This is a genomic window from Methylobacter psychrophilus (assembly GCF_025583945.1).
GTDB classification, from domain to species: Bacteria; Pseudomonadota; Gammaproteobacteria; order Methylococcales; family Methylomonadaceae; genus Methylobacter_C; species Methylobacter_C psychrophilus.
Genome location: NZ_JAOEGU010000003.1, coordinates 1 through 23,375, shown reverse-complemented (window position 1 = coordinate 23,375; position 23,375 = coordinate 1). Strand labels below are relative to the sequence as shown.

Genomic DNA, 23,375 nt, shown 5'->3' with positions numbered 1-23,375 from the left:
CATGGGCTTCTAGTGGTATATTGACGCAAAATAAAAATGAGCTGTAAAGCCACGGATAAAACCAGGAGAGTTCCATAATGAATAATAAAGGCGTCGATAAGTCCAAGCGCCAGTTTTTAACCTCGGCTATGACCGTGGTTGGTGCTGTGGGCACAGGCTATTTAGCTGTTCCTTTTCTTGCTCAAATGCAGCCTAGTGTCAAAGCTATGGCAGCTGGAGCACCTGTTGAAGTTGATATCAGTAAAATGGAAACCGGACAATTGATTCGAGTTGCCTGGAGAGGTAAGCCGGTATGGGTGCTTAACAGAACACCTGAAGTTCTTGCCACATTAAAAACCCTTGATGCCGAGCTTAGAGATCCGCTTTCTAATGAATCAGAACAGCCGGCCTCCAGCAAAAATCCGGGAAGATCACTTAAGCCCGAGATTTTTGTTGCCGTTGGTTTATGTACTCATTTAGGCTGCTCTCCTACTTTTCGTCCGGAAATTGCACCCAATGATTTGGGTGACAAATGGAAGGGTGGTTTTTTCTGTCCGTGTCATGGCTCTTGGTTTGATTTGGCTGGTCGCGTTTATCGTGGTGTACCTGCGCCCACTAATCTGGAAATTCCGCCTTATCGCTACGTTACTGATACAAGAGTAATTATTGGTGAGTCTGCTGAGGAGAAAACTGTATGAAACCAACCCGTTTAACTGAGTGTGGCAACTGGGTTTTAGATCGTTTTCCGGTGACTAAATTTTGGAATGATCATATGGCGCATTATTATGCGCCCAAGAATTTCAACTTTTGGTACTTTTTTGGCTCTTTGGCGTTATTGCTGTTAGTCAACCAGATTTTAACGGGCATCTTGTTAACCATGAACTACAAGCCGGATGCAAAGCTGGCTTTTGATTCTGTCGAGTACATTATGCGTGATGTACCGTGGGGTTGGCTGGTGCGCTATATGCATTCAACCGGTGCTTCTGCATTTTTTATCGTTATTTATCTGCATATGTTCAGGGCGTTGCTTTACGGATCATTTAAGCATCCGCGTGAGCTGATCTGGATTTTTGGGATGCTGTTGTTTGTTGCCTTAATGGCAGAAGCATTTATGGGCTACTTATTACCTTGGGGACAAATGTCATTTTGGGGTGCCCAGGTAATTATCTCTTTATTTAGTGCCATTCCTCTTGTTGGCGATGATTTATCACTTTGGATCAGGGGCGATTATGTTATCGCCGATGCAACATTGAACCGGTTTTTTGCCTTCCATGTTATTGCCGTGCCTTTGGTATTGGTAATGCTGGTTTTTATGCATTTAGTCGCGCTACATGAGGTTGGCTCCAATAACCCTGACGGCATTGAAATCAAGGAATCCAAAGACCCGTGGGGACATCCTGTCGATGGTATTCCTTTTCATCCTTATTACACGGTTAAAGACTTGGTCGGCGTTGGCGTATTTTTATTGTTTTTTGCGACGGTTATCTTTTACATGCCGGAAATGGGAGGGTATTTTCTTGAGCATGCCAACTTTATTCCGGCTGATCCAATGAAAACACCGGAACATATCGCTCCCGTTTGGTATTTCACGCCGTTTTATTCGATTCTACGGGCTATTCCTGATAAATTTGCCGGTGTTATTGGTATGGGGGGCTCCATTTTTGTGCTGTTTCTGATGCCTTGGCTGGATCGTTGCAAAGTTAAATCGATTCGTTATCGCGGCGGTATTTTCAAAAAAGCGTTATTCTTGTTTGTCATCAGTTTTATAGCATTAGGTTATTTGGGTACTCAACCGGTAACTCCGGTAGCGACTACCTTGGCCAGGCTTTTTACAACCATTTATTTTGGCTTTTTTCTATTAATGCCCATATATACCCGTTGGGAAAAGACCAAGCCGGTACCAAAAAGATTGACAAGATTGCATAGTCTTGAGGAGCAACTGCATACGCTCGAGGAGCAATTGCCCGCGTTAATTGAGGAAATTACCGAATTAAAATCAGTGGTTACCGAGATTGGTCACCCTGCATTTAAAGGTACCTTTTTTAATAGAAGACCCAGCCCTCAAGGCATGGCTCATGTGATTAGTCGATTGGCCAAAAAATTAAAAGGGAGTCTCGATTAATATGAAAAATTTAATCACATTACTTTTATTATTGATGTTGTCTTTTGGTGTGGCAGCTTCCGAAGCGATAGAGTTGCAAGAGGCAGATGTAGATCTTTCAGATAATGAGTCATTGCAGCGTGGTGCCCAGCATTTTGTAACCTATTGTTTAGGTTGTCACTCAGCCAAGCATATGCGTTACTTACGTTTTGCGCTTGATGTTGGTGTGGATCAAAAGAAAGTGTTAAAAGATATTGCGCCTGAAGGGGCAAGTATCTACGATCAATTGCACAGCGCCATGAACAAGCATGATGCCGAAAAATGGTTTGGTGTGCAACCGCCCGACTTGTCGTTAATTGCCCGGTCGCGAGGTGCTGATTGGTTATACAGTTATTTGAAAAGTTATTATAGCGATACTTCCCGGCCATTTGGCGTTAATAATTTGGTATATCCGGATACGGCAATGCCTAATCCCTTATGGCAATTGCAAGGTGAGCAGCATGCTGAACCGAGAAAAACCATCTATGGTGAATATATCAAGTTAGTTCTTGAAGATCAGGGTACTTTGTCGGAAAGAGAATTTGATCTTTTTGTTAATGATCTGGTTAATTTTTTGGTCTATGTTGGTGAGCCGGTACAACTGGAAAGAGAACGTCTGGGAAAATACGTCATACTTTTCTTGCTGATGTTCGTGGTGATTGCTTATTTGCTGAAAAAAGAATATTGGAAAGACGTTGACTGATAATTACTATTTTATATCTGTAGCCAAATTTATTTGACTTACAGAGGTGTCGCTCTGGGCGCAATTTAAAAATTCTGGATACTTGGTCGCATCCAGAGTGGCACTACTATAAAGAATGGATGCTAAATAATGCCAACAGTCAAAAGCTCGATGGTTTATGTTACAATGGCATCTTTATCGCCCTATACGTCCAAAGAGGTTGCTATTCGTGGCAAATATTATTACTCGTAAATCTGTAATGACGCTTTTTTCATCTCCGACATGCGCAATGAGTCATTGCGCGCGCTTTGTTTTACAAGAGAAAGCCGTTGCGGCAGATATAGAATATTATGACCCGACTGATCCACCAGAGGATTTACTTGAGCTAAATCCTAATGGTTCATCACCCACATTGATAGAGCGTGATCTGGTTCTTTATGATTCGCGTATTATCATGGAATATTTGGATGAACGTTTTCCACATCCTCCTTTACACCAAATGGACCCTGTTTCTCGTGCAAATGCCCGGATGCTGATTAAGCGAATTGATCAGGATTGGTATCAATTGTTGGATGAAATATTGTTTTCAGGTGAGAAAAAATCAGCGCGTGCCAAGAAAATGCTCAGAGAAAGTATTTTGTCAGCAGCACCTATTTTTGCCGCCAGACCTTATTTTATGAGTGATGAGTTTTCGTTAATTGATTGCGCCATTGCTCCTTTATTATGGCGACTACCTAGTTTTGGTATTGATGTGTCGACGCCAAATGAGGTTATTAATAATTATGCTCAGCGTATATTCAAAAGACCTGCATTTAAACGCAGCCTTAGTGAAGCTGAAAAAGAAATGGCTGAACCTTTAAAATAACTATCGCAACATGACTCCTTTAAAGCCCTATTTAATTCGTTCGATTTATGAATGGATTATTGATAATAATTTAACGCCGCATCTATTGGTTAATGCAGAATTCAGTAATGCAATTTTGCCGCAACAATTAGTTGAGGACGGCAAGATTTTGCTAAATATAAGGCCTGAAGCTATACAAGGTCTTTCTCTTGGCAACGCTGAAATTGAATTTAATGCCCGGTTTAGTGGCAAGCCCCTGCATATTGTTGTGCCTATGGCGGCAGTAATGGCAATCTATGCTCAAGAAAATGGTAAAGGCATGATCTTTGATCAGGAAGATGAAGGCTCTGATGAAACGCCACCACCCGAAATTAAGCCACCAACAAGACCTACCTTACGTATAGTAAAATAACTATGAATCCTTTGCTATGTTACGCACGCCAATACATAGCATTGTTTTTTAGTCGGGATATTTGCAGGTAAAGCAGGCAGTTAGTGTGCCTGCTATCAATTAATCATTTGATTGTTCAGTGTTTTTTAATGGCTGTTTGAAAAATAAATATTACTGAAGTGCATGCTTTTCCAAATAGGCGCCAAGCATTTTTTCATCAATTTCAATTTAGCAGTCATCGGTAATAGCGGCCACTGATACTTGTCTGTATATTACGGCGTTATTCTACTGCTACTTAAATTACCTCTCGTAAGATACCTTCTTAAATCAAGAAAAACAACTTTGCTATATCACTTTTGTGGATAGTAACTTCATTGCCATAAAAATGACGGCGTTTTCAGGTTATACTTTCTTTAAAGTTGGGATGGTTAATTATATTTTCAATTTAATATTCCACGATCCTTATTCTTTTGGTAAGTCGTTATGCGTTTATAGCCTGTTATTGCGGTTAGCTTAAAGAGTTGTACTTAATGTAGTTGGAATGGGGATTTTAGGGTATGAAAATACTACTATCCATCGTATTTTATGCCGAAGATTTTCAGGAGGTTATTCTATTACAAAGAGACGCGATTTTTTTAGTGCTACAGTAGTTGCTAAACTCGTCGTATAATGCTTGGTTATTTTAGTAATTGTTTAGGTGTGGTTTATGCAAATTATTCAGGAAGCGCTCACGTTTGATGACGTCTTATTAGTGCCCGCGCACTCAACTGTGCTGCCACGCGATGTAGAAATGAAAACACAGTTGACGCGAAGTATTACACTTAACATTCCGCTGGTTGCTGCGGCTATGGATACGGTTACCGAGGCCAGGCTTGCCATTGCCATTGCCCAGGAAGGCGGTATCGGCATTATTCATAAAAATATGACGACAGAACAGCAGGCCAGGGAAGTTCGTCATGTGAAAAAATATGAGAGTGGCGTCATTAAAGATCCGATTACTGTCTCTCCCGATGTCAGTATTCGTGATGTTATAAACTTAACGCGTTCCAAAAATATTTCCGGTGTTCCTGTGGTTAATGGTGATGAATTAGTCGGGATTGTTACCAGTCGCGATTTGCGTTTTGAAACGCGTTTTGATGAGCCCGTCTCAAAAGTGATGACACCTAAGGAGCGATTAATTACGGTTAGTGAAAATGCAGACCGTAAAGAAGTTATTGCTCTGCTACATAAGCATCGTATTGAGAAAGTGCTGGTAGTTAATGAGTCATTTCATTTGCGGGGCTTGATTACAGTCAAAGATATTCAAAAAGCTAAGGATTATCCTTTTGCTTGCAAGGATGAGCAGGAGCGTTTGCGTGTTGGTGCCGCAGTTGGAACCGGACATGGCACAGAGGAACGTGTTGCGGCGTTGGTTGATGCCGGCGTAGATGTCATCATTGTTGATACGGCGCATGGTCATTCACAAGGTGTTTTAGACAGAGTGCGTTGGGTCAAGCAGAACTATCCTTCAGTTCAGGTTATTGGCGGTAATATTGCCACAGCGGAAGCTGCATTGGCTTTGGTTGAAGCTGGTGCCGATGGTGTTAAGGTAGGTATAGGACCTGGATCTATTTGTACCACCCGAATTGTTGCTGGTGTCGGAGTTCCGCAAATTACTGCAGTGAGCAATGTTGCTGATGCTTTAAAAGGAACCGGTGTGCCGTTGATTGCCGATGGTGGCATTCGCTATTCGGGTGACGTTGCCAAAGCATTGGCAGCCGGTGCACATGCAGTTATGTTGGGCGGTATTTTTGCAGGTACTGAAGAAGCGCCGGGAGAGGTTGAATTATTCCAGGGGCGTTCTTATAAATCGTATCGCGGCATGGGTTCTTTGGGGGCTATGGCGCAACAGCAAGGTTCCAGCGATCGCTATTTTCAGGAAGAAACGGATTCAGTTGAAAAATTGGTGCCGGAAGGTATTGAAGGTCGGGTTCCCTATAAAGGTAGTTTGCTGGCAGTTATTCATCAACTGTTGGGTGGCGTACGTGCCAGTATGGGCTACACAGGTAGCCAAACGATTGCCATACTGCATGATAAGGCACAATTTGTACGGGTAACCAATGCCGGTATGCGCGAAAGCCATGTACATGATGTCACTATCACTAAAGAAGCACCTAATTACCGCGCTGAGTAACACTTAGTTCACTGATGACAGGGATTTAAATGGACAACTACGGATAAAAATTATAAATAATCCGTGTAAGTCTGTTTTAATCTTTGTTGTACGTACGTTCGCCCTTTTATCCAATATCTACATACAATACCGTGAAACAAGAAGCCACTAATATCCATAGTCAAAAGATCCTTATTTTAGATTTCGGCTCACAATATACCCAGTTAATTGCACGTCGCATTCGTGAAATTGGCGTTTATTGTGAAATTTATTCCTGTGAATGTAGCGAAACGGAAATCAAACAATTTGTCCCCAATGGCATTATCTTGTCGGGTGGCCCCGATACTGTCACCAGCGATGATACGCCGCGAGCGCCTAATATAGTATTTGAATTGGGTGTGCCGGTACTGGGTATTTGTTACGGTATGCAGACCATGACCGAACAAATGGGCGGCAAGGTTGAATCCTCCGATCATCGTGAGTTTGGTTATGCACAAATCAGGGCGCGTGGGCATTCAAAGTTATTGACAGGCATAGAAGATCATCTTTCTGATGAAGGCTTTGGTTTGCTGGATGTATGGATGAGTCATGGCGATCGTGTTGTTGAATTGCCTCAAGGTTTTATCTCTATTGCGAGTTCAGAGGGGGCTCCAATTGCGGGTATTGCCAATGAAGCAAAGTCTTTTTATGCCTTACAGTTTCATCCTGAAGTTACGCATACCAAGCAGGGCGGGCGTATTTTGTCGCGTTTTGTGCTGGATATTTGCGGTTGTGATGCGTTATGGACTGCCAGTAATATTGTTGAAGACAGTATTAAGGCCGTGCGTGAAAAAGTAGGTACAGATCATGTCATTTTAGGTTTGTCTGGTGGCGTTGATTCTTCTGTTGTAGCAGCCTTGTTGCATGAGGCCATTAAAGACCAGCTTACTTGTGTATTTGTTGATACCGGACTTCTGCGTTTGCACGAAGGTGATCAGGTGATGGCAATATTTGCCGAACATTTGGGTGTTAAAGTAATCAGGGTGGACGCTGAAGAGCGTTATTTAAATGCCTTGATCGGTATTTCGGATCCTGAGCAGAAACGTAAAATTATCGGCAATCTGTTTGTGGAGATTTTTGATGAAGAGGCATCAAAAATAGCTGATGCAAAATGGTTGGCGCAAGGTACGATTTATCCTGATGTCATTGAATCAGCGGGTTCTAAAAGCGGTAAGGCACACTTGATTAAATCACATCATAATGTTGGTGGTTTACCGGAAAATATGACTTTAAAACTGGTTGAGCCGTTGCGCGAATTGTTTAAAGATGAAGTAAGGCGATTAGGTCTGGAATTAGGTTTACCAGCTGATATGGTTTTTCGCCATCCATTTCCAGGGCCGGGTTTGGGTGTAAGAATCTTGGGTGAAGTTAAAAAACAATATGCCGATTTATTACGTCAGGCAGATGCAATTTTTATTGAAGAATTGTATCGGCATGATCTTTACGACAAGGTAAGTCAGGCATTTGCGGTATTTTTACCGGTTAAATCAGTGGGTGTCATGGGTGATGGGCGACGTTATGATTATGTTATTGCCATTCGTGCCGTTGAAACTATTGATTTTATGACTGCGCGTTGGGCACATTTGCCTTATGAATTTCTTGATCTGATTTCTCGTCGCATTATTAATGAAGTTCCGGGTATTTCGCGTGTTGCTTATGATATATCAGGTAAGCCACCAGCAACCATTGAATGGGAATAAGTCCTGCTGAGGATGAGGCATGGATGCGTTATGCCTTCAGATTGGCACAAAGAGCAGGGGAACAAGGTGAAGTGCCCGTTGGGGCGATAGTTGTCAAAGATAATCGATGTATTGCTGAAGGTTGGAATGTTCCTATTACAACGCATGATCCGACTGCTCATGCCGAAATGGTGGCCTTAAGAAAGGCAGGGCGGGTTCTGGAAAATTATCGCTTGTGTGACGCTACATTATACGTGACTTTAGAGCCTTGCGTGATGTGTATGGGTGCGATCAGTCATGCCCGGATTAAGCGTCTGGTTTTTGGTGCGCCTGATCCCAAACGAGGAGCAGTTTGTAATGCGTTGAGTCTTTCCGATGCAAGTTTTTTAAATCATCGAATTAACTGGCTTGGCGGTGTTTTGGAAATGGAATGCTCCGAACTGTTAAGAGATTTTTTTCGGGCCAGACGCTGACGTTTTGCGAGGTTTCTGTTCGTCGTTCGTCAGCAGCATGGTGATTCAAAAATGCGTCTGATTGAATCAAGATTCCCGTAATTTTTTATAGATGTTAATCAGGGCGTTAGTCGAGCAATCATGGCTGGTAATTATTTCATCATTTTGAAGTTCAGGCAAAATCACACTGGCCAATATTTTGCCTAATTCCACACCCATTTGATCAAATGAATTTATATTCCAGATGGCACCTTGAACAAAAATTTTATGCTCGTAAAATGCCAATAACGAACCTAGGGTTTTCGGTGTCATTTTATTAAAAAGGAAAGAATTTGATGGTTTATTACCGTCAAATACTTTCGATGCAACGAGAACGGGATCCGCTTGTTCGCCAGGGGTAAGTTTAACTTTAACTTCTTCAGCGGTTAAGCCGTTCATTAATGCTTCCGGCTGTGCGAGAAAGTTTGATATTAAAATATCATGGTGGCCTGGTAGTTTGTAATGACTGTTTGCAGCAGCCAAAAAGTCGCAGGGTACAAGTTTGGTACCTTGGTGTATCAGTTGGAAAAAAGCATGCTGTCCGTTGGTGCCCGGCTGTCCCCAAATAATTGGGCCGGTGCTGTAATCGACTTTTTCACCTTGCAGGGTAATACTTTTGCCATTACTTTCCATATCGCCTTGTTGAAAATAATCAGCGAAATAACGCATGGATTGGTCGTAAGGCAGTAAAGCATGTGAGTCAGCATTAAAAAAATTGTTATACCAAACTCCCAGTAAGGCCATTATTACCGGAATATTTTGTTCAAAAGGCGTGTCGCGAAAATGGCAATCTGCTTCGTATGCGCCCAGTAAAAGATCTTCAAAATGATCCATGCCTATGTATAAGGCAATCGATAAGCCTACTGCTGACCAAAGAGAATAACGACCGCCCACCCAGTCCCAAAATTCGAACATGTTGTTGGTATCTATACCAAACTTGGCAACATTTTCGGTATGAGTTGAAATGGCAACAAAGTGCTTGGCAATGGCAAGCGGGTCTTTTGCGCTATCAAGAAGCCAGTTTTTTGCAGATTGGGCATTCATCATCGTCTCTTGAGTAGAAAATACCTTAGAGGCAACAATAAATAAAGTAGTTTCTGGAGATAACGGCTTTAGTACTTCAACAATATTGGTTTGATCAATATTGGAGACATAATGTACTCTTAAGCTGTCCGAGCTATAAGGCGTTAGGGCCATTGAAACCATTTTTGGCCCCAAGCCGGAACCGCCTATGCCAATATTGACAATGTCGGTTATAGCTTTTCCGCTATAGCCTTTCCATTCGCCGGAACGAACCGATGTGCAGAAAACGCGCATTTTTGCCAAAACCCGATTAATTTCAGGCATAACATCTTGTTCATCAACATAAACGGGATTATTGCTTTTATTGCGTAATGCAGTATGGAGAACAGCCCGATGCTCTGTGGTGTTAATTTTTTCACCGGAAAACATCGCTTTAATTTTTTTATCCAGTTCTGCGTGGTTGGCAAGATCTTTCAATAGCAATAAAGTTTCGTCTGTTATTCTGTTTTTGGAATAATCAAATAGAATCTCATTGAAATTAATAGAGAATTTATTGAACCGATTAATGTCCTTTTTGAAAGCATCACGTAGAGAATTATTTTTAGTTTGATAGTAATGGGTTTGTAAGGCAGTCCACGCTTTTGAGGTAGTCAAAGATGACATTTTTTTTGGGCTCCGATTAAAATAAATTAGCTTAAGTCTACGAAAAGGACGGTTAGATAGCAATAGCGCAATGCGCGTATTATCATTTGTTTATGTATCGCCTATTTTAGTCTGGTTTTCTAGCAATTGCTTTATTTAGATGAGCTGATATGCTAGAGTTGGGTTTGAAATGAGTTAGATATGTGGCAAATGTAGCTTTTTTTGACCAAATCAAACTTATAAAAGAGCATTAAAAATGGCTCGCATAATAATAATTATTTTATTTAAACAGGAAGGTATCATGAATAAAGTACAGCTAATAAGAACCGGTTTTCTAGGGCTTTTGGGATTGTTTTTTTCCGCATCGTTATGGGCGCATGGTGGTGCGGCTGGTACTGACACTGATCAGTGTAAATTTGAATTGCAGCCTTCCCATTGGGTTCATTACACAGCTTATCAGCCCAATGCTTATCCGGCAGAAGAATTTTGCGGTAACTTGCCAGCTATAAATACCTTAACGCAACTGGTTTTTGATTACCAGGATATGAAATACAGAAACATGTTGGTTGAGTTTGAAGTGACCAAAGAACCTGAAGGTACACGCGTTTTCTTTTTGCCCAGTGCAAAACATAAATCAGGTTCTGTTAATTTAGAATTGAAAAATGGTGTGCCGGAAGCTGGTCAATATCTGATTCATATTACTTTGGTTCCAGATCCTGCAGATACTGAGAATCGTAGCCAAGGTGAGAGATTAGACGTACATATGGGCTTTAAGGCCGGCGCAGGTCAATCTGTGAGCAGAAACAGCATGTTGTTATATGCATTTTTTGCCATTGCCGGGCTATATGTATTGTATTTGTCAAGCGCAGGCTTCAAACGTAAAGTTGATGAAGTGATTAAAAAAATTAAAAGCTAAAATAAACACATAATATTACGCGCTTAATGCGAATAATAAATTCTTTATAAAAGACTATTTATTTTGATTTTTAAGACTAACGCGTAATATTGTTAAGCAATTATAAATTGTCTGGTAGGTTTGGTTATTTGAGCTTTAGCGTCCTTACTGATAATTGATCGTAAAAAATGTATTGATTATGTCAAGTATAAGAGGAAATTGAGAATGGTGAAGTTATTGTCGGTTGGAGTGCTGATGGTTCTTTTCTCTGTGCCAGTAATGGCTCAGGAGTACGAAGATCATGACAGCATGCTGATGGATCATGGTGATGGCCACTTGATGGACATGGCCGGAGGTATGGTGATGGGGCAGAATGCCGATACTTTACCCGGTGGTTGCGATAGCATATCTGAAACCAAAGAAATTACTGTACATGCCGGTCATAAATATGCTGAAAAATTCCCAGGTAGAATGTTTGCATTTGATACTCAGGAATTTAAATTTAAACCGTGCACTAAATTAACGGTTCATTTTATTAATGAGGATAACGTGCGGCATCAATGGATGATGCATGGTCTGCCTAAATATTTATATCCCAAAGGGATGTTTCATTTGGAAGCGACTGGTCCTTCAAAAATTTCAGGAACATTGATTTTACCGCCCGGCGATAAAACCTATCTGGTGCATTGTGATATTGCCCAGCATATGGAAAAAGGCATGAAAGCCCAGTTTAAGGTCGGTGAAGGTGATGGTGATTTGCCGAGTATTCCGGGTGTAACTGCTTATGTTATAGCGGATGATTATAAGGCAACGTTGCCTGAATTAATGGCAAAAGCTGCGAGCGAGATTGATAGTGCACCTGTAGCAGATGCTGCCAGTCCTGCTCCCAAAACAGCTGTGCCGCCTGATGATTCTGTTATTTCAGGTGTTACGGTGATTGGCTTGGCATTAGGTCTGCTTGCTGCACCCTTTCTGGCACGCAAGTTTAAAGGCATGAGCGTGTCAGAGGTGGTTGCTTACGTATTTGATTTGTTGAGAGCCTTTATTGAGTTGGCTGTAAAGCTACTGTCTCGTCTGATTAGATTGATTGTTGCTTACAAAAACAAGATATTGCCTGGAAAATAAATACAGGTAACATCGAAAACCCTGTGCTCTTTGAACGCAGGGTTTTTTTTTGAGATAAATAAATGCAAGAAATAGTGAGTGGTATGTGGGGACTGTTTCTCAGTGCATTTATATCATCAACCATTGCACCGGGTGGTTCTGAAGCTGTTTTGGCTTACATGGTATCGGAAGGGCATTTTCAAGTTCGGCACCTGGTTATTGTAGCTGCTATTGGCAATACTTTGGGCGCAATGACAACGTGGGGATTAGGGATGCTGGCGGCGAGAAAATTTCCAGTGGCCAGCCTGTTGTCAGAAAAAAAGCAGAAGGCACTAATCATGGTAAAAAAAAGAGGTATCTGGGTGCTTTTTTTTTCATGGTTACCGGTAATCGGTGATGCTTTATGTTTCGCAGGCGGATGGTTAAAGCTCCCGTTATTGCCAGCCTGTTCAGTTATTTTGTTGGGAAAGTTTGGCAGATACGCGGTGATCGCATGGCTGTTTGTTTGAAGCTGGAAAATAGGTTTGTTCAATGATAGATTTAAAACTTTTAAGATTAAGACTAAACGAAGTTGCTTTACTAAGCCATTTTCCGGCTAGTCATATAGCTTACCCGCATAAAAAGCGGGATTATTTTATAGCAGCGTTTACTTTTTTTTGTGTAGCAATCTGTTTAATTAGCGATGCGGATGCCGGCATAGAAAAACAAAATGCGCTTGGAGTCAGTGGTTGGGTATTTTTAATTGGCTTGCTGCTCGGAGAAAATAGGGAAATTAGAGTGCAGGTTGTCATAGCGGTTATTTTTGCCACTATCGGTGAACACTTTGCATCTCCTTTTATGGGCGGTTACACTTACCGATTTGGAAATGTACCGGCGTATGTGCCACCTGGTCACGGTATGGTTTATTTAACGGCTGTTGCTTTGGCGCGTTCCGGCTTGTTTTTAAGATATGCCAGAGAAATTACCGCGCTGGTAATATCAGTCTGTGGTATTTGGTCGCTTTGGGGTATCAGCGGCTTGCCGCAGCAGGGTGATGCAGTGGGTGCCTTGCTATTTTGTGTGTTTTTGGTTTATCTGTTTAAAGGTCGTTCGCCTATGGTTTATCTGGCGGCTTTCTTTATTACGACATGGCTGGAATTAATCGGTACTGCAGTCGGTACCTGGAAATGGGCAGCAATTGATCCGGTTTTGGGATTGCCTCAGGGTAACCCGCCAAGTGGCGTCGCAGCCTGGTATTGTCTGGTTGATGCGGTAGCCATAGGCGGTGCGCCCTTGGTATTGAATGGTTTAGCCAAGGGGTTGAGTTATTTAAAAGCCAGAACATTACGCTCACGAACAGCAGATTGATGCTTATAAATATTTGGGTCAGTTTTTAGTGCATGGACTACCAAGTCTGTAAATATCAGGCAGCGTGTCTCTGCCTCAATTGAGATGCAACAAATAATCCAAAAAGAGGATCTACTATGGAACGTCGTAACTTTATTCGTCTGAGTGTCGCCGGTATTGGCGCGGGTATTATCGCTCCAACAATAGCCTTGGCTAATACTGAAAAGCAGGTAAAGGGAGCCAGCGATATTTATTATACCAAGGAAGATCCTGGTCGCTGGAGTGGAAAGGTTGCAACGCATTTACCTAGTATTGATATAGAGAGTGCGGGCGGAAAAGTAACCGTAAAAGTGGTAACGCCTCACGAAATGAAAGGTTATGAACACTATATTGTGAAACATGTATTGTTGGATAGTAATCATAAGTTTTTAGATGAGCATATGTTTGATCCAACTAAAGATATCGCTGCAATATCAACATTTACCCTGCAAGGTTATAGCGGAATGCTATATGTGTTGAGCATGTGTAATAAACATGATTTGTGGTTAAACGAAGCCAAGGTATAAACGAATAATGTCATTCCTAATAATCACCTGGGAATGACACCATTGTATTAAATAATAATGAAAATTAGCGCATTTACGTTTATTAAAAATGGTGAAATACTAGGTTACCCCTTTATTGAATCCATTAATTCTATTTTATCAATTGTTGACGAGTTTGTTATTGCGGTAGGAAAGAGCGAAGACAATACCTTGGCACGAATTAAAGCTATTCCCGGTGACAAAATACGCATTATTGAAACATCATGGAATGATAATATGCACGATCGGGGCTATGTGTATGGTCAGCAAAAAATGATTGCGCAATTCAATTGTACGGGTGATTGGGCGTTTTATCTGGAAGGTGATGAAGTTGTACACGAAGATGATTTGCCAAAAATAAAAGCATCTATGCAAGCCCATTTACATGATGATAACGTGGAAGCCTTGGTATTTGATTACTACCATTTTTATGGCAACGCCAATACTTATTTGGATTCACCGGCATGGTATAAAACTGAAGCGCGTATTATCAAGAATTCAATTAGAAGTTATGCCCCTGATGGTTTGTTTTGGTTGGTACTGGATAAAAATAAAGCCGGTAGATACCCAAAAGCCGCGCATACGCAGGCAAAAATTTATCATTACGGCTGGGTAAGAAACGAACAGCAAATGAATTTAAAAGCACAAAAAGTACAAACTTATTGGCATAAAGACAATCAGTCGGCAAGTATTGATCAGGTAAATTATAGGGAGATAGATGCAACTATTTTAAAGTTCTTTACAGATGAGCATCCCCAAGCTATCAAAGATTGGTTGCCGGAAGAAACCGGTTTATTTGTTGCCAATCCCGCTCATCAGTTAACTAAAAGAGAAAAAAAACATCGTTTATTGATGCGAATAGAAAAAATATTTGGATTAAATTTTACTAAAAGGCACTATAGATTAATCAAGTAACTTAAAACCCCCTGGTAATATTAGCGGTATGGTCTAATCAAATTTTCGCTTTTCATCAGTAAGCTCTCCAGAGGATTTAATAATCAATAGGGGTGCAGGCAAGTATTTGGCGTGGCGCTAAAATATCTGTAACGCTTAATTTTACAGTTTTCGAGATATGAATTTCAATACAACAACATTGGCTCAACGAGTACAGTTACGTGCACATGAATATGAAACTTTTATTACTGTTTTATTGGTGGTTTCAATCTATTTTTCAACAACGATAGCTATAGTTGTCTCGGCCTTATTGGGCGTTGTGTGGTTGCTTTCCACTCAGTTTATAGAGCTACCCGGTACCTTAAAGAGAAATCCTGTTGCCGCTTGGGCTTTGCTTTTGCTGGCGTGGTTCATTTTGGGCTCATGCTATACCAGCGTAACAAACAGCGATGCCTTTTCAATGATAATGAAGTATAGGGAGTTATTATTCATTCCTGTTTTAATTTCATTTTTAACGACAGAGCGCTATCGTAGTTGGGTATGGAAAGCTTTTTTTATCGCCTCTGTGCTGGCACTTTTATTTTCCTATTTAATGTATTTTGATATTCTTGATCTTAACAATCAGGGTGATGCTTCTTTCAAGGGTCGAATCACTCATAGTGTTTTTATTTCTTTTTTTGCTTTTTTTTGTGCGCACAAGGCCTATGACAATCAGCGCTATACAAAGCTTTATTTAGCTTTATTTATATTGAGTCTGCATAATCTTTTTTTTGTGGTTCCTGGTCGTACCGGTCAATTAATTGTTGTCGCCTTGGTTTTGTTATTTGCGATGCAACGATTTGGTAATAAAGAACGTTTATTGAGTGTTGTTGCCGTTGCTCTATTAATGACACTATTTTTTAATTTCTCTGACAAGGCAAGCCGTATTAATGAAGGCATTGCCAATACTCAAGCTTACTTAAAGCCGGTTCCGGAGCAAACCGAGTCTTCCATGGGGCTACGATTTACTTTTTGGAAATACTCATTAAAACTAATCGCTGAAAAACCTTTATTCGGTCATGGTACGGGTAGTTTTAGTAAAGAATATAAGCGCCTTGTTCCTGATGTGCGTTTTAAATCAACAAATCCACATAATGAATTTTTTATGATAGGCGTTCAGTTAGGTCTTGCAGGATTATTTATTTATTTAGGGTTTCTTGTTAGTCAGTTTTACACTGCCAAGAAATTACCTGATAAAGAAAAATGGCTGGCTCAAGGTCTTTTACTGTCTTTAATTATTACCAGTCTATTTAATAGTCCTATTTTGGATCACACCGAAGGTCATTGGTTTGCGACCATGATAGCATTATGCTTTTCGACCCTTCAAGCCAGGAATACATCGGTAACAAGTCATGCTTAGTGTCATTATCATCACTAAAAATGAAGCGCATGCTATAGGTGCATGTTTGGTGTCGGTAGCATGGGCCGATGAGATTATTGTTGTAGACTCTGGAAGTGATGACGACACAGTGGCCATTTGCCATAAATTTGGCGCACTGATCTCAAAAAATGAATGGCCGGGCTATGGCAAACAAAAAAACCATGCCTTGTCACTGGCAAAAGGTGACTGGATACTGTCAATAGACGCTGATGAGCGGGTGACTCCCGAATTGCGTCAAGAAATAGAACGGGCTATTGCTAATCCTGATGATTGTGTGGCTTGGAAAATCCCCCGATTATCAAGTTTTTGTGGTCGATTTATACATCATTCCGGCTGGTGGCCTGATTATGTTACCCGTTTGTTTCATCGGGATTATGCAAAATTCTCTGACGACATTGTTCATGAACGAGTTATCGTAACAGGTTTAACCGGTACATTGAAGGCGCATTTCCTGCATGAAAGCATTGAAAACTTGGAGGATTTATTAACAAAAATGAATCAATATTCTACTGCTGGTGCGTTAATGTCACATGAAAGAAAAAAAACGGCTTCATTAAGAAAAGCTGTTGGACATGGTCTATGGGCTTTCTTTCGAAGCTATTTATTGCGTGTCGGCTTTCTGGATGGTCGCGAAGGTTTTATCCTGGCAGTATCGACGGCAGAAAGTACTTATTACCGGCATCTTAAACTGATGCTGATGAATAGATAATACAAAATCATGTCGCAGATTATTAATATCGTTGAGCCTACATTAACCAGTGAAGCCGGACACTGTTTTAGTTTTGTGAGTAGTTTATGTCAGGCAGACCAGAAGACACGTTTTATTTTATGGGGAAATCATTTATCCTCGCTGACATTACCGGCAAAAAACGTTGAGCTTAAAAAATATTTTTTTCGAAAAATCCGCAAGATCCAAAGTTTTTTTTTATATAAAAAATTATTGGCTACTCAGGAAAAAATACTGGTTTCTACTGCGGGACGTGTTGATCTGGCTGTTTTTGATTGGGTGTCAAAAGGCGTTATCCCGCCCAATAAAGTCTATTTTTACTTTCACTGGATAAATGATAGTCATAAAAAAATTGCCCGGTTAAAACAGCTTGCCATTAAACAACCCAATTTGGTCATTCTTGGGCCAACAGATTCGGTGGTGAAAGTGTTTCAAGAGGCGGGTTTTAAACAGGCGCATCTGGTTCCGTATCCTGTTTCAGCTGTCGTCTCAAAAAATCCTGCGCAAGCGACGCCATTCTCAAGGGTTTGGTTTGCAGGTGCGGCACGCCAAGACAAGGGTTTTGACAAGGTGGTCGATTTAATTGAACATGTTGGCAATCTGGGAATTGATATTCCTTTTACGTTGCAAACGTCTTCAGATCATTTTGGCAAATACGACGCAGAAACCAAAGCGGATATTGCGCGACTAAAAAAGCTTACTTACGCGCATCTTCAAATGTGTGCCGACACGCTCTCTACAGAGGCTTATAGCCGTTTATTTATCGGTGCTATTTGTATACAACCCTATCGGACTGCTGATTTTGCGGATCGTATCAGTGGCGTAACATTAGATGCGCTTTCTGCTGGCAGTCCTGTCGTCACTAGTGCCGGGACCTGGATTGCGCGGCAAGTTGAAAGATTTGATGCCGGAATTATTGTTGATACAACTTCTCCCGAGCATTTGCTTGCGGCAATTAAAAAAGTGATTGCCGAATATAAATATTACAGTGAAAAAGCGGTCACTGCCGGTCAAACGCTACAGGATGAGCATAGTGCCAATCATCTCGCAAACGTCATTTTGGCGAACAACATTTAGCTTAAAGCTGGTGCCTCTTTGTTATTTGTAGGGGTGATACATTCACCTTGGCGATTAAAGTCGTCCCTATAGTGCTGTTAATAAAATATTCAAAAATATGAAAAAAAAACCTGATACAAGCATTCAAATATACAAACGATTATCGACCTATGTAACACCACATCGCGGTCTTTTTGCCATCAGCATTGTTGGCTTTCTGATTTATTCCAGTACCCAGCCTTTATTTGCCGCATTGGTACAGGAAATTATTGACACGCTGCAAGCCAAATCACGCGAAAAAATGTACTATTTACCGTTATTTTTTAGCGGGTTGGTTCTTGTTCGTGGTATCGGTAATTATTTTGGTAATTATTTTCTGGCCAAAGTGTCTTTGAATGTAATTCATGCTTTGCGCTGTGAGATTTTTAATAAATATACGCAGTTGCCGACCGCTCATTTTGATGCCAATAACAGCGGTTACATGATTTCACGTATTACCCATAATGTCGGACAAGTTGCACAAGCAACGACTGATGCGGTGCGTAAAGTAGTGCAGGAAGGTTTAACTGCTTTAGGTTTGTTGGTGTATTTATTTTATGTTAACTGGTTGCTGTCACTGGTTTTTTTGGTAGTTGCACCGCTTATTGCCTTATTGGTTAATTATGTCAGCAAACGACTAAGGATGTTAAGTAAGCGTATCCAGGAATCGATAGGCGACATGACGCATATTACCTCGGAATTGGTTAACGGACATCGCGTCGTGCGGAGCTATGGCGGCGAAGAGTATGAAAAACAGCGGTTTTTGGAAAGTAGTTTGTATAATCGCCGGCAATCATTAAAATTAACAACGACAGGCGCTATTCATAATCAAATTATGCAATTAATTATTGCCTTGGCGTTGGCATTTTTAATGTACATGGCATTATTTTTTATGGAGCAAGCCAGTGTTGGATCATTTGTCGGGTATCTAACGGCAGCGTTTTTATTGCCCAGGCCGATCAGGCAATTAAGCGATGCCAACAGCGATATCCAAAAAGGCATAGTGGCCGCTGAATCGTTATTTGAAATTTTGGATGAGCCGGGCGAGTTGGATGAAGGAACTTATCAGGCTGAAAGATGCAAGGGAGCACTGGAATTTAAAAAGCTGTCATTTCAATATGCCGGTGCCAATGAACCTGCGCTTATCGACATCAATTTCAAGGCCGAGCCGGGCCAGACTATTGCCCTGGTTGGCGCATCGGGTGGTGGTAAAAGTACCTTGGTTAATTTGGTATCACGATTTTATCCTCATGGTAGTGGTGAAATATTATTGGATGGCGTGGAAATCAATACCTATCAGTTAGCAAACTTAAGGAAGCAGTTGGCATTGGTTAATCAGCAGGTCACTTTATTCAATGATACGATAGCCAATAATATTGCCTACGGTGCGTTGACGACAGCAACTCGTAGCGAAATTACCACAGCGGCGACAGATGCTTATGCCATGGAATTTATCGGTAAATTGGATAAAGGACTGGATACGGAAATAGGTGAAAATGGCGTTAAGTTATCGGGTGGGCAACGGCAAAGATTAGCTTTGGCCAGAGCGTTATTGAAAGATGCGCCTATACTGATTTTGGATGAGGCAACTTCAGCATTGGATACTGAATCAGAGCGATATATTCAGGCTGCATTGCAAAAAGTGATGCGTAACCGGACGACTTTGGTTATTGCGCATCGGTTATCGACGATTGAAAATGCCGATATGATTTTAGTGATAGATCATGGGCGTATTGTAGAAAGGGGCTCTCATGGAGAGTTGATTGAAAAAAATGGAGCTTATGCTCGTTTGCATCAAATGCAGTTTAAGGAGCATCCTGAAAAAGATGATTAATACAGTACAAATCTTTATTATTGAGGGGATGTTATTTTGAAGACATTTATGTCAGAAATTGAAGAGCATCAGTCCATGATAGCCAGGTTGGCTAATTGCACGGAGGTAATTGAGGCGGCGGCAGAATTACTGACCAAAACTTTACAGCAGGGCGGCAAAATATTGTTATGCGGTAATGGTGGTAGTGCGGCTGATTGTCAGCATATCGCCGCAGAATTTGTAGTCCGTTACGAAAAAAAGCGTAACGCTATGGCCGCTATTGCCTTGACGACAGATAGTTCTATTTTGACCGCCCATGCTAACGATTTTGATTTTGAAACGGTTTTTTCGCGTCAAGTGGAGGCACTTGGTAATGACAAAGATTGTTTGATCGCTATTTCCACCTCAGGAAAAAGCAAAAATATACTCAGCGCTGTCGAAGCGGCAAAAGCAAAAGGTATGGCTGTTATTGGCTTAACCGGCGGTGATGGCGGTGAGTTAAGTGAGCTGGCAACAGTTTCCGTTATTGTGCCTTCGGCGGTCACGGCAAGAATACAAGAAGCACATATTTTAATTGGTCATTGGTGGTGTGGTGCGATTGAGGAGGCTTTAAGTGCTATTTAAAACGCCTGAGTTTGGAGCGGCCCGTATTATTGTTATTGGTGATGTTATGCTGGATCGTTATTGGTCCGGGCAGGCGTTGCGTATATCTCCTGAAGCTCCCGTACCGGTCGTTAAGGTTAAATCGGTTGAAGACCGCATAGGCGGCGCCGGCAATGTCGCTCTCAATATCGCCAAATTAGGCGGCAAAGTGACTTTGCTGGGTGTTGTGGGTGATGATGCCGAAAGTAAAATTTTAAGGGAATTACTCGAAGCCGAGGGAGTGGTGTGCGATTTTGTTGTTGAGCCGTTGTTACGTAGCATCTGTAAGTTGCGTGTCATGGCACAGCATCAACAATTAATCCGGCTGGATTTTGAAGATACGCCGATAAATTTTGATCAAGATGCTTTAAAGACAGCCTTAATCAGGCATTTTCCACAAAACGACGTGGTGGTTTTTTCCGACTATGGCAAGGGAACTTTAGCGGATGTGTCAGCTTATATCATTGCCGCCAGGCAAGCCGGTGTTAAGGTTTTGGTAGATCCCAAAGGCGTTGATTATCAGCGTTATGCACAGGCTGATTTGATAACGCCGAACCTGGCTGAGTTACAGGCCGTGGTGGGTGCCTGTGAAAATGATCAACAGTTAATTGAAAAAGGACGACAGCTTTTAGCTTTGTATCAAATTCCAACGTTGTTATTGACTCGTGGCGAAGCAGGTATGACTCTGATAGAGCATGATCAGGTGCATTCATTGCCTGCACAAGCCAAAGATGTCTTTGATGTAACGGGAGCCGGAGACACCGTTATCGCTGTGATGGCTTTAGGTGTCTCGCTTGGCATGCCTTTGGTTGAGGCCATGTATCTGGCTAATTTGGCTGGCGGTATTGTTGTCGGTAAATTAGGAACATCAACGGTATCATTGCAGGAGTTGGCGCGGGCCATGCATGGCGATAGAGATTCATTGTATGGCGTTGTTTCCGAAGTAGAATTGGTAAAGCTTTTTGCGCGGGCAAAAGCCCATGATGAAAAAATCATAATGACTAATGGTTGTTTTGATTTGTTACATGCTGGACATGTTGCTTATCTGGAGCAGGCAAAAGCACTGGGTGACCGCTTGTGCGTGGCGGTTAATTCCGATGCCTCGGTTAAGCAGCTCAAGGGTGAATCGCGACCAATTAACGGTTTGCAGGAACGTATGACAGTGCTGGCCGCATTGGCTTGTGTTGATTGGGTGGTGGCGTTTACAGAAGAAACGCCTGAGCGTTTGTATTGTGCATTGTTGCCTGATGTTATTGTTAAGGGTGGTGATTATAGTCCCGAGCAAGTCGTAGGCGGCGATTGCGTTATTAATGCGGGTGGTGAAGTAAAGATATTGCAGTTTGTCGATGGGCAATCAACAACAGCGATGATTAACAAGGCGAGGAAGATGGAATGATTATTGTCACGGGTGGTGCAGGTTTTATAGGGAGTAATCTGATTCGGGCATTAAATCAGCGCGGCGAAAGCAATATATTGTTGGTTGATCACTTGGTCAATGGCCGAAAAATGCACAATATAGCGGATCTTGATATAGCTGATTACATGGATAAAACGGAATTTATTGAGCAGATTGAAAAGCCGGGGTTTTTAAGTGGTGTGCGGGCAATTTTTCATCAAGGCGCTTGTTCTGCAACCACGGAATGGGATGGGCAGTTTGTGATGAAAAATAACTATGACTATTCAAAACGGTTATTGCATAGCTGCATTGAGAACAATATTGCTTTTATTTATGCGTCTTCTGCTTCGGTTTATGGGAACGGAGAGCATGGCTTTCGTGTTGACCGTAGTTGTGAGCAGCCAATTAATATGTATGCTTATTCAAAGTTTCAATTTGATCAATATGTTCGGCGGGTATTGCCGACAACAACAATTCCGATTGTAGGCTTTCGCTATTTTAATGTTTACGGCCCAAGAGAACAGCACAAAGGGGCGATGAGTAGTACAACGTTCCATTTTAATCAACAGGTCATAGCGCAAAAAAAGGCAAAATTGTTTGAGGGTTGTGATGGCATGGCTAATGGCGAACAACAACGCGATTTTGTTTATGTCGATGATGTGGTCGATGTTAATTTATGGTTTCTTGATCATCCAGAGCAGCGTGGTATTTACAATGTAGGGACGGGTAAGGCGGAAACGTTTAATGCTGTTGCCAACGCAGTCATTGCTTGGCATAAGGACGGTTGTATTGAATACATTCCTTTTCCGGAGCATCTAAAGGGAGTCTATCAAAGTTATACGCAGGCAGATATTTCCGGATTAACGCAGGCAGGTTATACCAAAGAGTTTTTATCTGTTAAACAGGGAGTTACAAAATATCTGGATTGGCTGAATCTAGGTGTGAGGTAATTAAACATATAACCGCTTGACGGTTTTGATTGTGGCTGTATAATACGCAGTTCTTTCGGGGCAGCGACTTCGGAAGGGAAGGAGGCTTTAAGTTAAAGTTAACACGGAGGTTGACAAGTTGTTCAGGTAGGCTATAATGGCCGGCTTGTTCGGGGTAAAGCAGTTTGGCCCTGAAGCAGGACAGCAACACGCAATGTCGACAAGAGGTTGACAAACCGAATCCGCTCTGTATAATTGTCGGACTCAACGGTGCTGCGGCACCAACGCTCTTTAACAACTTGATCAAAATAATTTGTGTGGGTACTTCTGGTGATTGTTAGGCTGTTAAAAAATAATCGATACAGGAACAACACATTAAGAAGTAATTTTTAACGTTTAGTTTTGTAGTCGAGCCAAGATTGGCTACTCATCTTATTGAGTGGCAAACTGATTTAAACTGAAGAGTTTGATCATGGCTCAGATTGAAC

The 23,375-nt window shown here is 41.5% G+C and carries 22 protein-coding genes; 21 read left to right on the top strand and 1 reads right to left on the bottom strand.

Translation table 11 applies throughout. The features are described from left to right. Positions 1 to 77 precede the first annotated feature (77 nt). The 8 genes from petA to tadA all read left to right on the top strand — a co-directional run bounded on the left by petA (position 78) and on the right by tadA (position 8,379). Complete coding sequence (gene petA / locus N7974_RS02275) at positions 78 to 677, top strand: ubiquinol-cytochrome c reductase iron-sulfur subunit (RefSeq protein ID WP_262964070.1); 600 nt, start codon at positions 78 to 80, stop codon at positions 675 to 677. Continuing rightward, positions 674 to 2,101 (top strand): cytochrome b, encoded by a 1,428-nt coding sequence (locus N7974_RS02270; RefSeq protein ID WP_262964069.1) that lies wholly within the window; start codon positions 674 to 676, stop codon positions 2,099 to 2,101. Before petA ends, N7974_RS02270 begins: the two co-directional genes overlap by 4 nt. A 1-nt stretch (position 2,102) precedes the next feature. Then, the gene (locus N7974_RS02265; RefSeq protein WP_262964068.1) at positions 2,103 to 2,822 is read left to right on the top strand and encodes a cytochrome c1; all 720 of its coding nucleotides are present in this window, start codon (positions 2,103 to 2,105) and stop codon (positions 2,820 to 2,822) included. A 238-nt stretch (positions 2,823 to 3,060) separates the two neighbouring features. Further along, the gene (locus N7974_RS02260; RefSeq protein WP_262964195.1) at positions 3,061 to 3,666 is read left to right on the top strand and encodes a glutathione S-transferase N-terminal domain-containing protein; all 606 of its coding nucleotides are present in this window, start codon (positions 3,061 to 3,063) and stop codon (positions 3,664 to 3,666) included. Positions 3,667 to 3,676: 10 nt separating this feature from the next. Next, positions 3,677 to 4,057 carry a ClpXP protease specificity-enhancing factor gene (locus N7974_RS02255; protein ID WP_262964067.1) on the top strand — a complete coding sequence of 127 codons (381 nt, stop codon included), beginning with the start codon at positions 3,677 to 3,679 and terminating at the stop codon, positions 4,055 to 4,057. A 685-nt stretch (positions 4,058 to 4,742) separates the two neighbouring features. Beyond that, on the top strand, positions 4,743 to 6,209 hold the full coding sequence (gene guaB / locus N7974_RS02250) for an IMP dehydrogenase (RefSeq protein ID WP_262964066.1): 1,467 nt from the start codon (positions 4,743 to 4,745) through the stop codon (positions 6,207 to 6,209). A 131-nt stretch (positions 6,210 to 6,340) separates the two neighbouring features. Further along, on the top strand, positions 6,341 to 7,927 hold the full coding sequence (gene guaA, locus N7974_RS02245; RefSeq protein ID WP_262964065.1) for a glutamine-hydrolyzing GMP synthase: 1,587 nt from the start codon (positions 6,341 to 6,343) through the stop codon (positions 7,925 to 7,927). Beyond that, positions 7,918 to 8,379 carry a tRNA adenosine(34) deaminase TadA gene (gene tadA / locus N7974_RS02240; protein ID WP_262964064.1) on the top strand — a complete coding sequence of 154 codons (462 nt, stop codon included), beginning with the start codon at positions 7,918 to 7,920 and terminating at the stop codon, positions 8,377 to 8,379. The genes guaA and tadA overlap by 10 nt, the downstream gene beginning before the upstream one ends. 66 nt (positions 8,380 to 8,445) lie before the next feature. On the opposite strand, the gene pgi is transcribed toward tadA, so the two are convergent. Continuing rightward, positions 8,446 to 10,083: a glucose-6-phosphate isomerase gene (pgi, locus tag N7974_RS02235; protein ID WP_262964063.1), complete on the bottom strand. Its 1,638-nt coding sequence runs from the start codon at positions 10,081 to 10,083 to the stop codon at positions 8,446 to 8,448. Positions 10,084 to 10,363: 280 nt separating this feature from the next. Here pgi and N7974_RS02230 point away from each other — a divergent pair, with 280 nt between their 5' ends. From N7974_RS02230 to rfaD, 13 genes are all read left to right on the top strand, one after another. After that, on the top strand, positions 10,364 to 10,978 hold the full coding sequence (locus tag N7974_RS02230) for a hypothetical protein (protein ID WP_262964062.1): 615 nt from the start codon (positions 10,364 to 10,366) through the stop codon (positions 10,976 to 10,978). A 204-nt stretch (positions 10,979 to 11,182) separates the two neighbouring features. Continuing rightward, entirely contained in the window at positions 11,183 to 12,082 is a 900-nt protein-coding gene (locus N7974_RS02225; RefSeq protein ID WP_262964061.1) for a cupredoxin domain-containing protein, read from the top strand. 62 nt (positions 12,083 to 12,144) lie between these two features. Further along, complete coding sequence (locus N7974_RS02220) at positions 12,145 to 12,570, top strand: YqaA family protein (protein ID WP_262964060.1); 426 nt, start codon at positions 12,145 to 12,147, stop codon at positions 12,568 to 12,570. 22 nt (positions 12,571 to 12,592) lie between these two features. Further along, positions 12,593 to 13,408 carry a hypothetical protein gene (locus N7974_RS02215; RefSeq protein WP_262964059.1) on the top strand — a complete coding sequence of 272 codons (816 nt, stop codon included), beginning with the start codon at positions 12,593 to 12,595 and terminating at the stop codon, positions 13,406 to 13,408. A gap of 116 nt (positions 13,409 to 13,524) precedes the next feature. Further along, complete coding sequence (locus N7974_RS02210; RefSeq protein WP_262964058.1) at positions 13,525 to 13,953, top strand: desulfoferrodoxin family protein; 429 nt, start codon at positions 13,525 to 13,527, stop codon at positions 13,951 to 13,953. A gap of 57 nt (positions 13,954 to 14,010) precedes the next feature. Then, positions 14,011 to 14,886 (top strand): glycosyltransferase, encoded by an 876-nt coding sequence (locus N7974_RS02205; protein ID WP_262964057.1) that lies wholly within the window; start codon positions 14,011 to 14,013, stop codon positions 14,884 to 14,886. Between the two features lie 157 nt (positions 14,887 to 15,043). After that, entirely contained in the window at positions 15,044 to 16,264 is a 1,221-nt protein-coding gene (locus N7974_RS02200) for an O-antigen ligase family protein (protein WP_262964056.1), read from the top strand. After that, positions 16,257 to 16,994, top strand: a complete 738-nt coding sequence (locus N7974_RS02195) for a glycosyltransferase family 2 protein (protein WP_262964055.1) — start codon at positions 16,257 to 16,259, stop codon at positions 16,992 to 16,994. Before N7974_RS02200 ends, N7974_RS02195 begins: the two co-directional genes overlap by 8 nt. A 9-nt stretch (positions 16,995 to 17,003) precedes the next feature. Beyond that, positions 17,004 to 18,089: a glycosyltransferase gene (locus tag N7974_RS02190; protein ID WP_262964054.1), complete on the top strand. Its 1,086-nt coding sequence runs from the start codon at positions 17,004 to 17,006 to the stop codon at positions 18,087 to 18,089. Between the two features lie 97 nt (positions 18,090 to 18,186). Further along, a complete protein-coding gene (gene msbA, locus N7974_RS02185; RefSeq protein WP_262964053.1) occupies positions 18,187 to 19,941 on the top strand; it encodes a lipid A export permease/ATP-binding protein MsbA in 1,755 nt (584 codons plus the stop codon). A gap of 48 nt (positions 19,942 to 19,989) precedes the next feature. Continuing rightward, the gene (locus N7974_RS02180; RefSeq protein ID WP_262964052.1) at positions 19,990 to 20,544 is read left to right on the top strand and encodes a D-sedoheptulose-7-phosphate isomerase; all 555 of its coding nucleotides are present in this window, start codon (positions 19,990 to 19,992) and stop codon (positions 20,542 to 20,544) included. Beyond that, complete coding sequence (hldE, locus tag N7974_RS02175) at positions 20,534 to 21,958, top strand: bifunctional D-glycero-beta-D-manno-heptose-7-phosphate kinase/D-glycero-beta-D-manno-heptose 1-phosphate adenylyltransferase HldE (RefSeq protein ID WP_262964051.1); 1,425 nt, start codon at positions 20,534 to 20,536, stop codon at positions 21,956 to 21,958. Before N7974_RS02180 ends, hldE begins: the two co-directional genes overlap by 11 nt. Next, on the top strand, positions 21,955 to 22,908 hold the full coding sequence (rfaD, locus tag N7974_RS02170) for an ADP-glyceromanno-heptose 6-epimerase (protein WP_262964050.1): 954 nt from the start codon (positions 21,955 to 21,957) through the stop codon (positions 22,906 to 22,908). Before hldE ends, rfaD begins: the two co-directional genes overlap by 4 nt. Positions 22,909 to 23,375: the final 467 nt, after the last annotated feature.

Excerpts from the sequence above, each read along its gene's own strand:
- petA (WP_262964070.1), top strand. The coding sequence starts at position 78 with ATGAATAATAAAGGCGTCGATAAGTCCAAGCGCCAGTTTTTAACCTCG.
- N7974_RS02270 (WP_262964069.1), top strand. The coding sequence starts at position 674 with ATGAAACCAACCCGTTTAACTGAGTGTGGCAACTGGGTTTTAGATCGT.
- N7974_RS02265 (WP_262964068.1), top strand. The coding sequence starts at position 2,103 with ATGAAAAATTTAATCACATTACTTTTATTATTGATGTTGTCTTTTGGT.
- N7974_RS02260 (WP_262964195.1), top strand. The coding sequence starts at position 3,061 with ATGACGCTTTTTTCATCTCCGACATGCGCAATGAGTCATTGCGCGCGC.
- N7974_RS02255 (WP_262964067.1), top strand. The coding sequence starts at position 3,677 with ATGACTCCTTTAAAGCCCTATTTAATTCGTTCGATTTATGAATGGATT.
- guaB (WP_262964066.1), top strand. The coding sequence starts at position 4,743 with ATGCAAATTATTCAGGAAGCGCTCACGTTTGATGACGTCTTATTAGTG.
- tadA (WP_262964064.1), top strand. The coding sequence starts at position 7,918 with ATGGGAATAAGTCCTGCTGAGGATGAGGCATGGATGCGTTATGCCTTC.
- pgi (WP_262964063.1), bottom strand. The coding sequence starts at position 10,083 with ATGTCATCTTTGACTACCTCAAAAGCGTGGACTGCCTTACAAACCCAT.
- N7974_RS02230 (WP_262964062.1), top strand. The coding sequence starts at position 10,364 with ATGAATAAAGTACAGCTAATAAGAACCGGTTTTCTAGGGCTTTTGGGA.
- N7974_RS02225 (WP_262964061.1), top strand. The coding sequence starts at position 11,183 with ATGGTGAAGTTATTGTCGGTTGGAGTGCTGATGGTTCTTTTCTCTGTG.
- N7974_RS02220 (WP_262964060.1), top strand. The coding sequence starts at position 12,145 with ATGCAAGAAATAGTGAGTGGTATGTGGGGACTGTTTCTCAGTGCATTT.
- N7974_RS02215 (WP_262964059.1), top strand. The coding sequence starts at position 12,593 with ATGATAGATTTAAAACTTTTAAGATTAAGACTAAACGAAGTTGCTTTA.
- N7974_RS02210 (WP_262964058.1), top strand. The coding sequence starts at position 13,525 with ATGGAACGTCGTAACTTTATTCGTCTGAGTGTCGCCGGTATTGGCGCG.
- N7974_RS02205 (WP_262964057.1), top strand. The coding sequence starts at position 14,011 with ATGAAAATTAGCGCATTTACGTTTATTAAAAATGGTGAAATACTAGGT.
- N7974_RS02200 (WP_262964056.1), top strand. The coding sequence starts at position 15,044 with ATGAATTTCAATACAACAACATTGGCTCAACGAGTACAGTTACGTGCA.
- N7974_RS02195 (WP_262964055.1), top strand. The coding sequence starts at position 16,257 with ATGCTTAGTGTCATTATCATCACTAAAAATGAAGCGCATGCTATAGGT.
- N7974_RS02190 (WP_262964054.1), top strand. The coding sequence starts at position 17,004 with ATGTCGCAGATTATTAATATCGTTGAGCCTACATTAACCAGTGAAGCC.
- msbA (WP_262964053.1), top strand. The coding sequence starts at position 18,187 with ATGAAAAAAAAACCTGATACAAGCATTCAAATATACAAACGATTATCG.
- N7974_RS02180 (WP_262964052.1), top strand. The coding sequence starts at position 19,990 with ATGTCAGAAATTGAAGAGCATCAGTCCATGATAGCCAGGTTGGCTAAT.
- rfaD (WP_262964050.1), top strand. The coding sequence starts at position 21,955 with ATGATTATTGTCACGGGTGGTGCAGGTTTTATAGGGAGTAATCTGATT.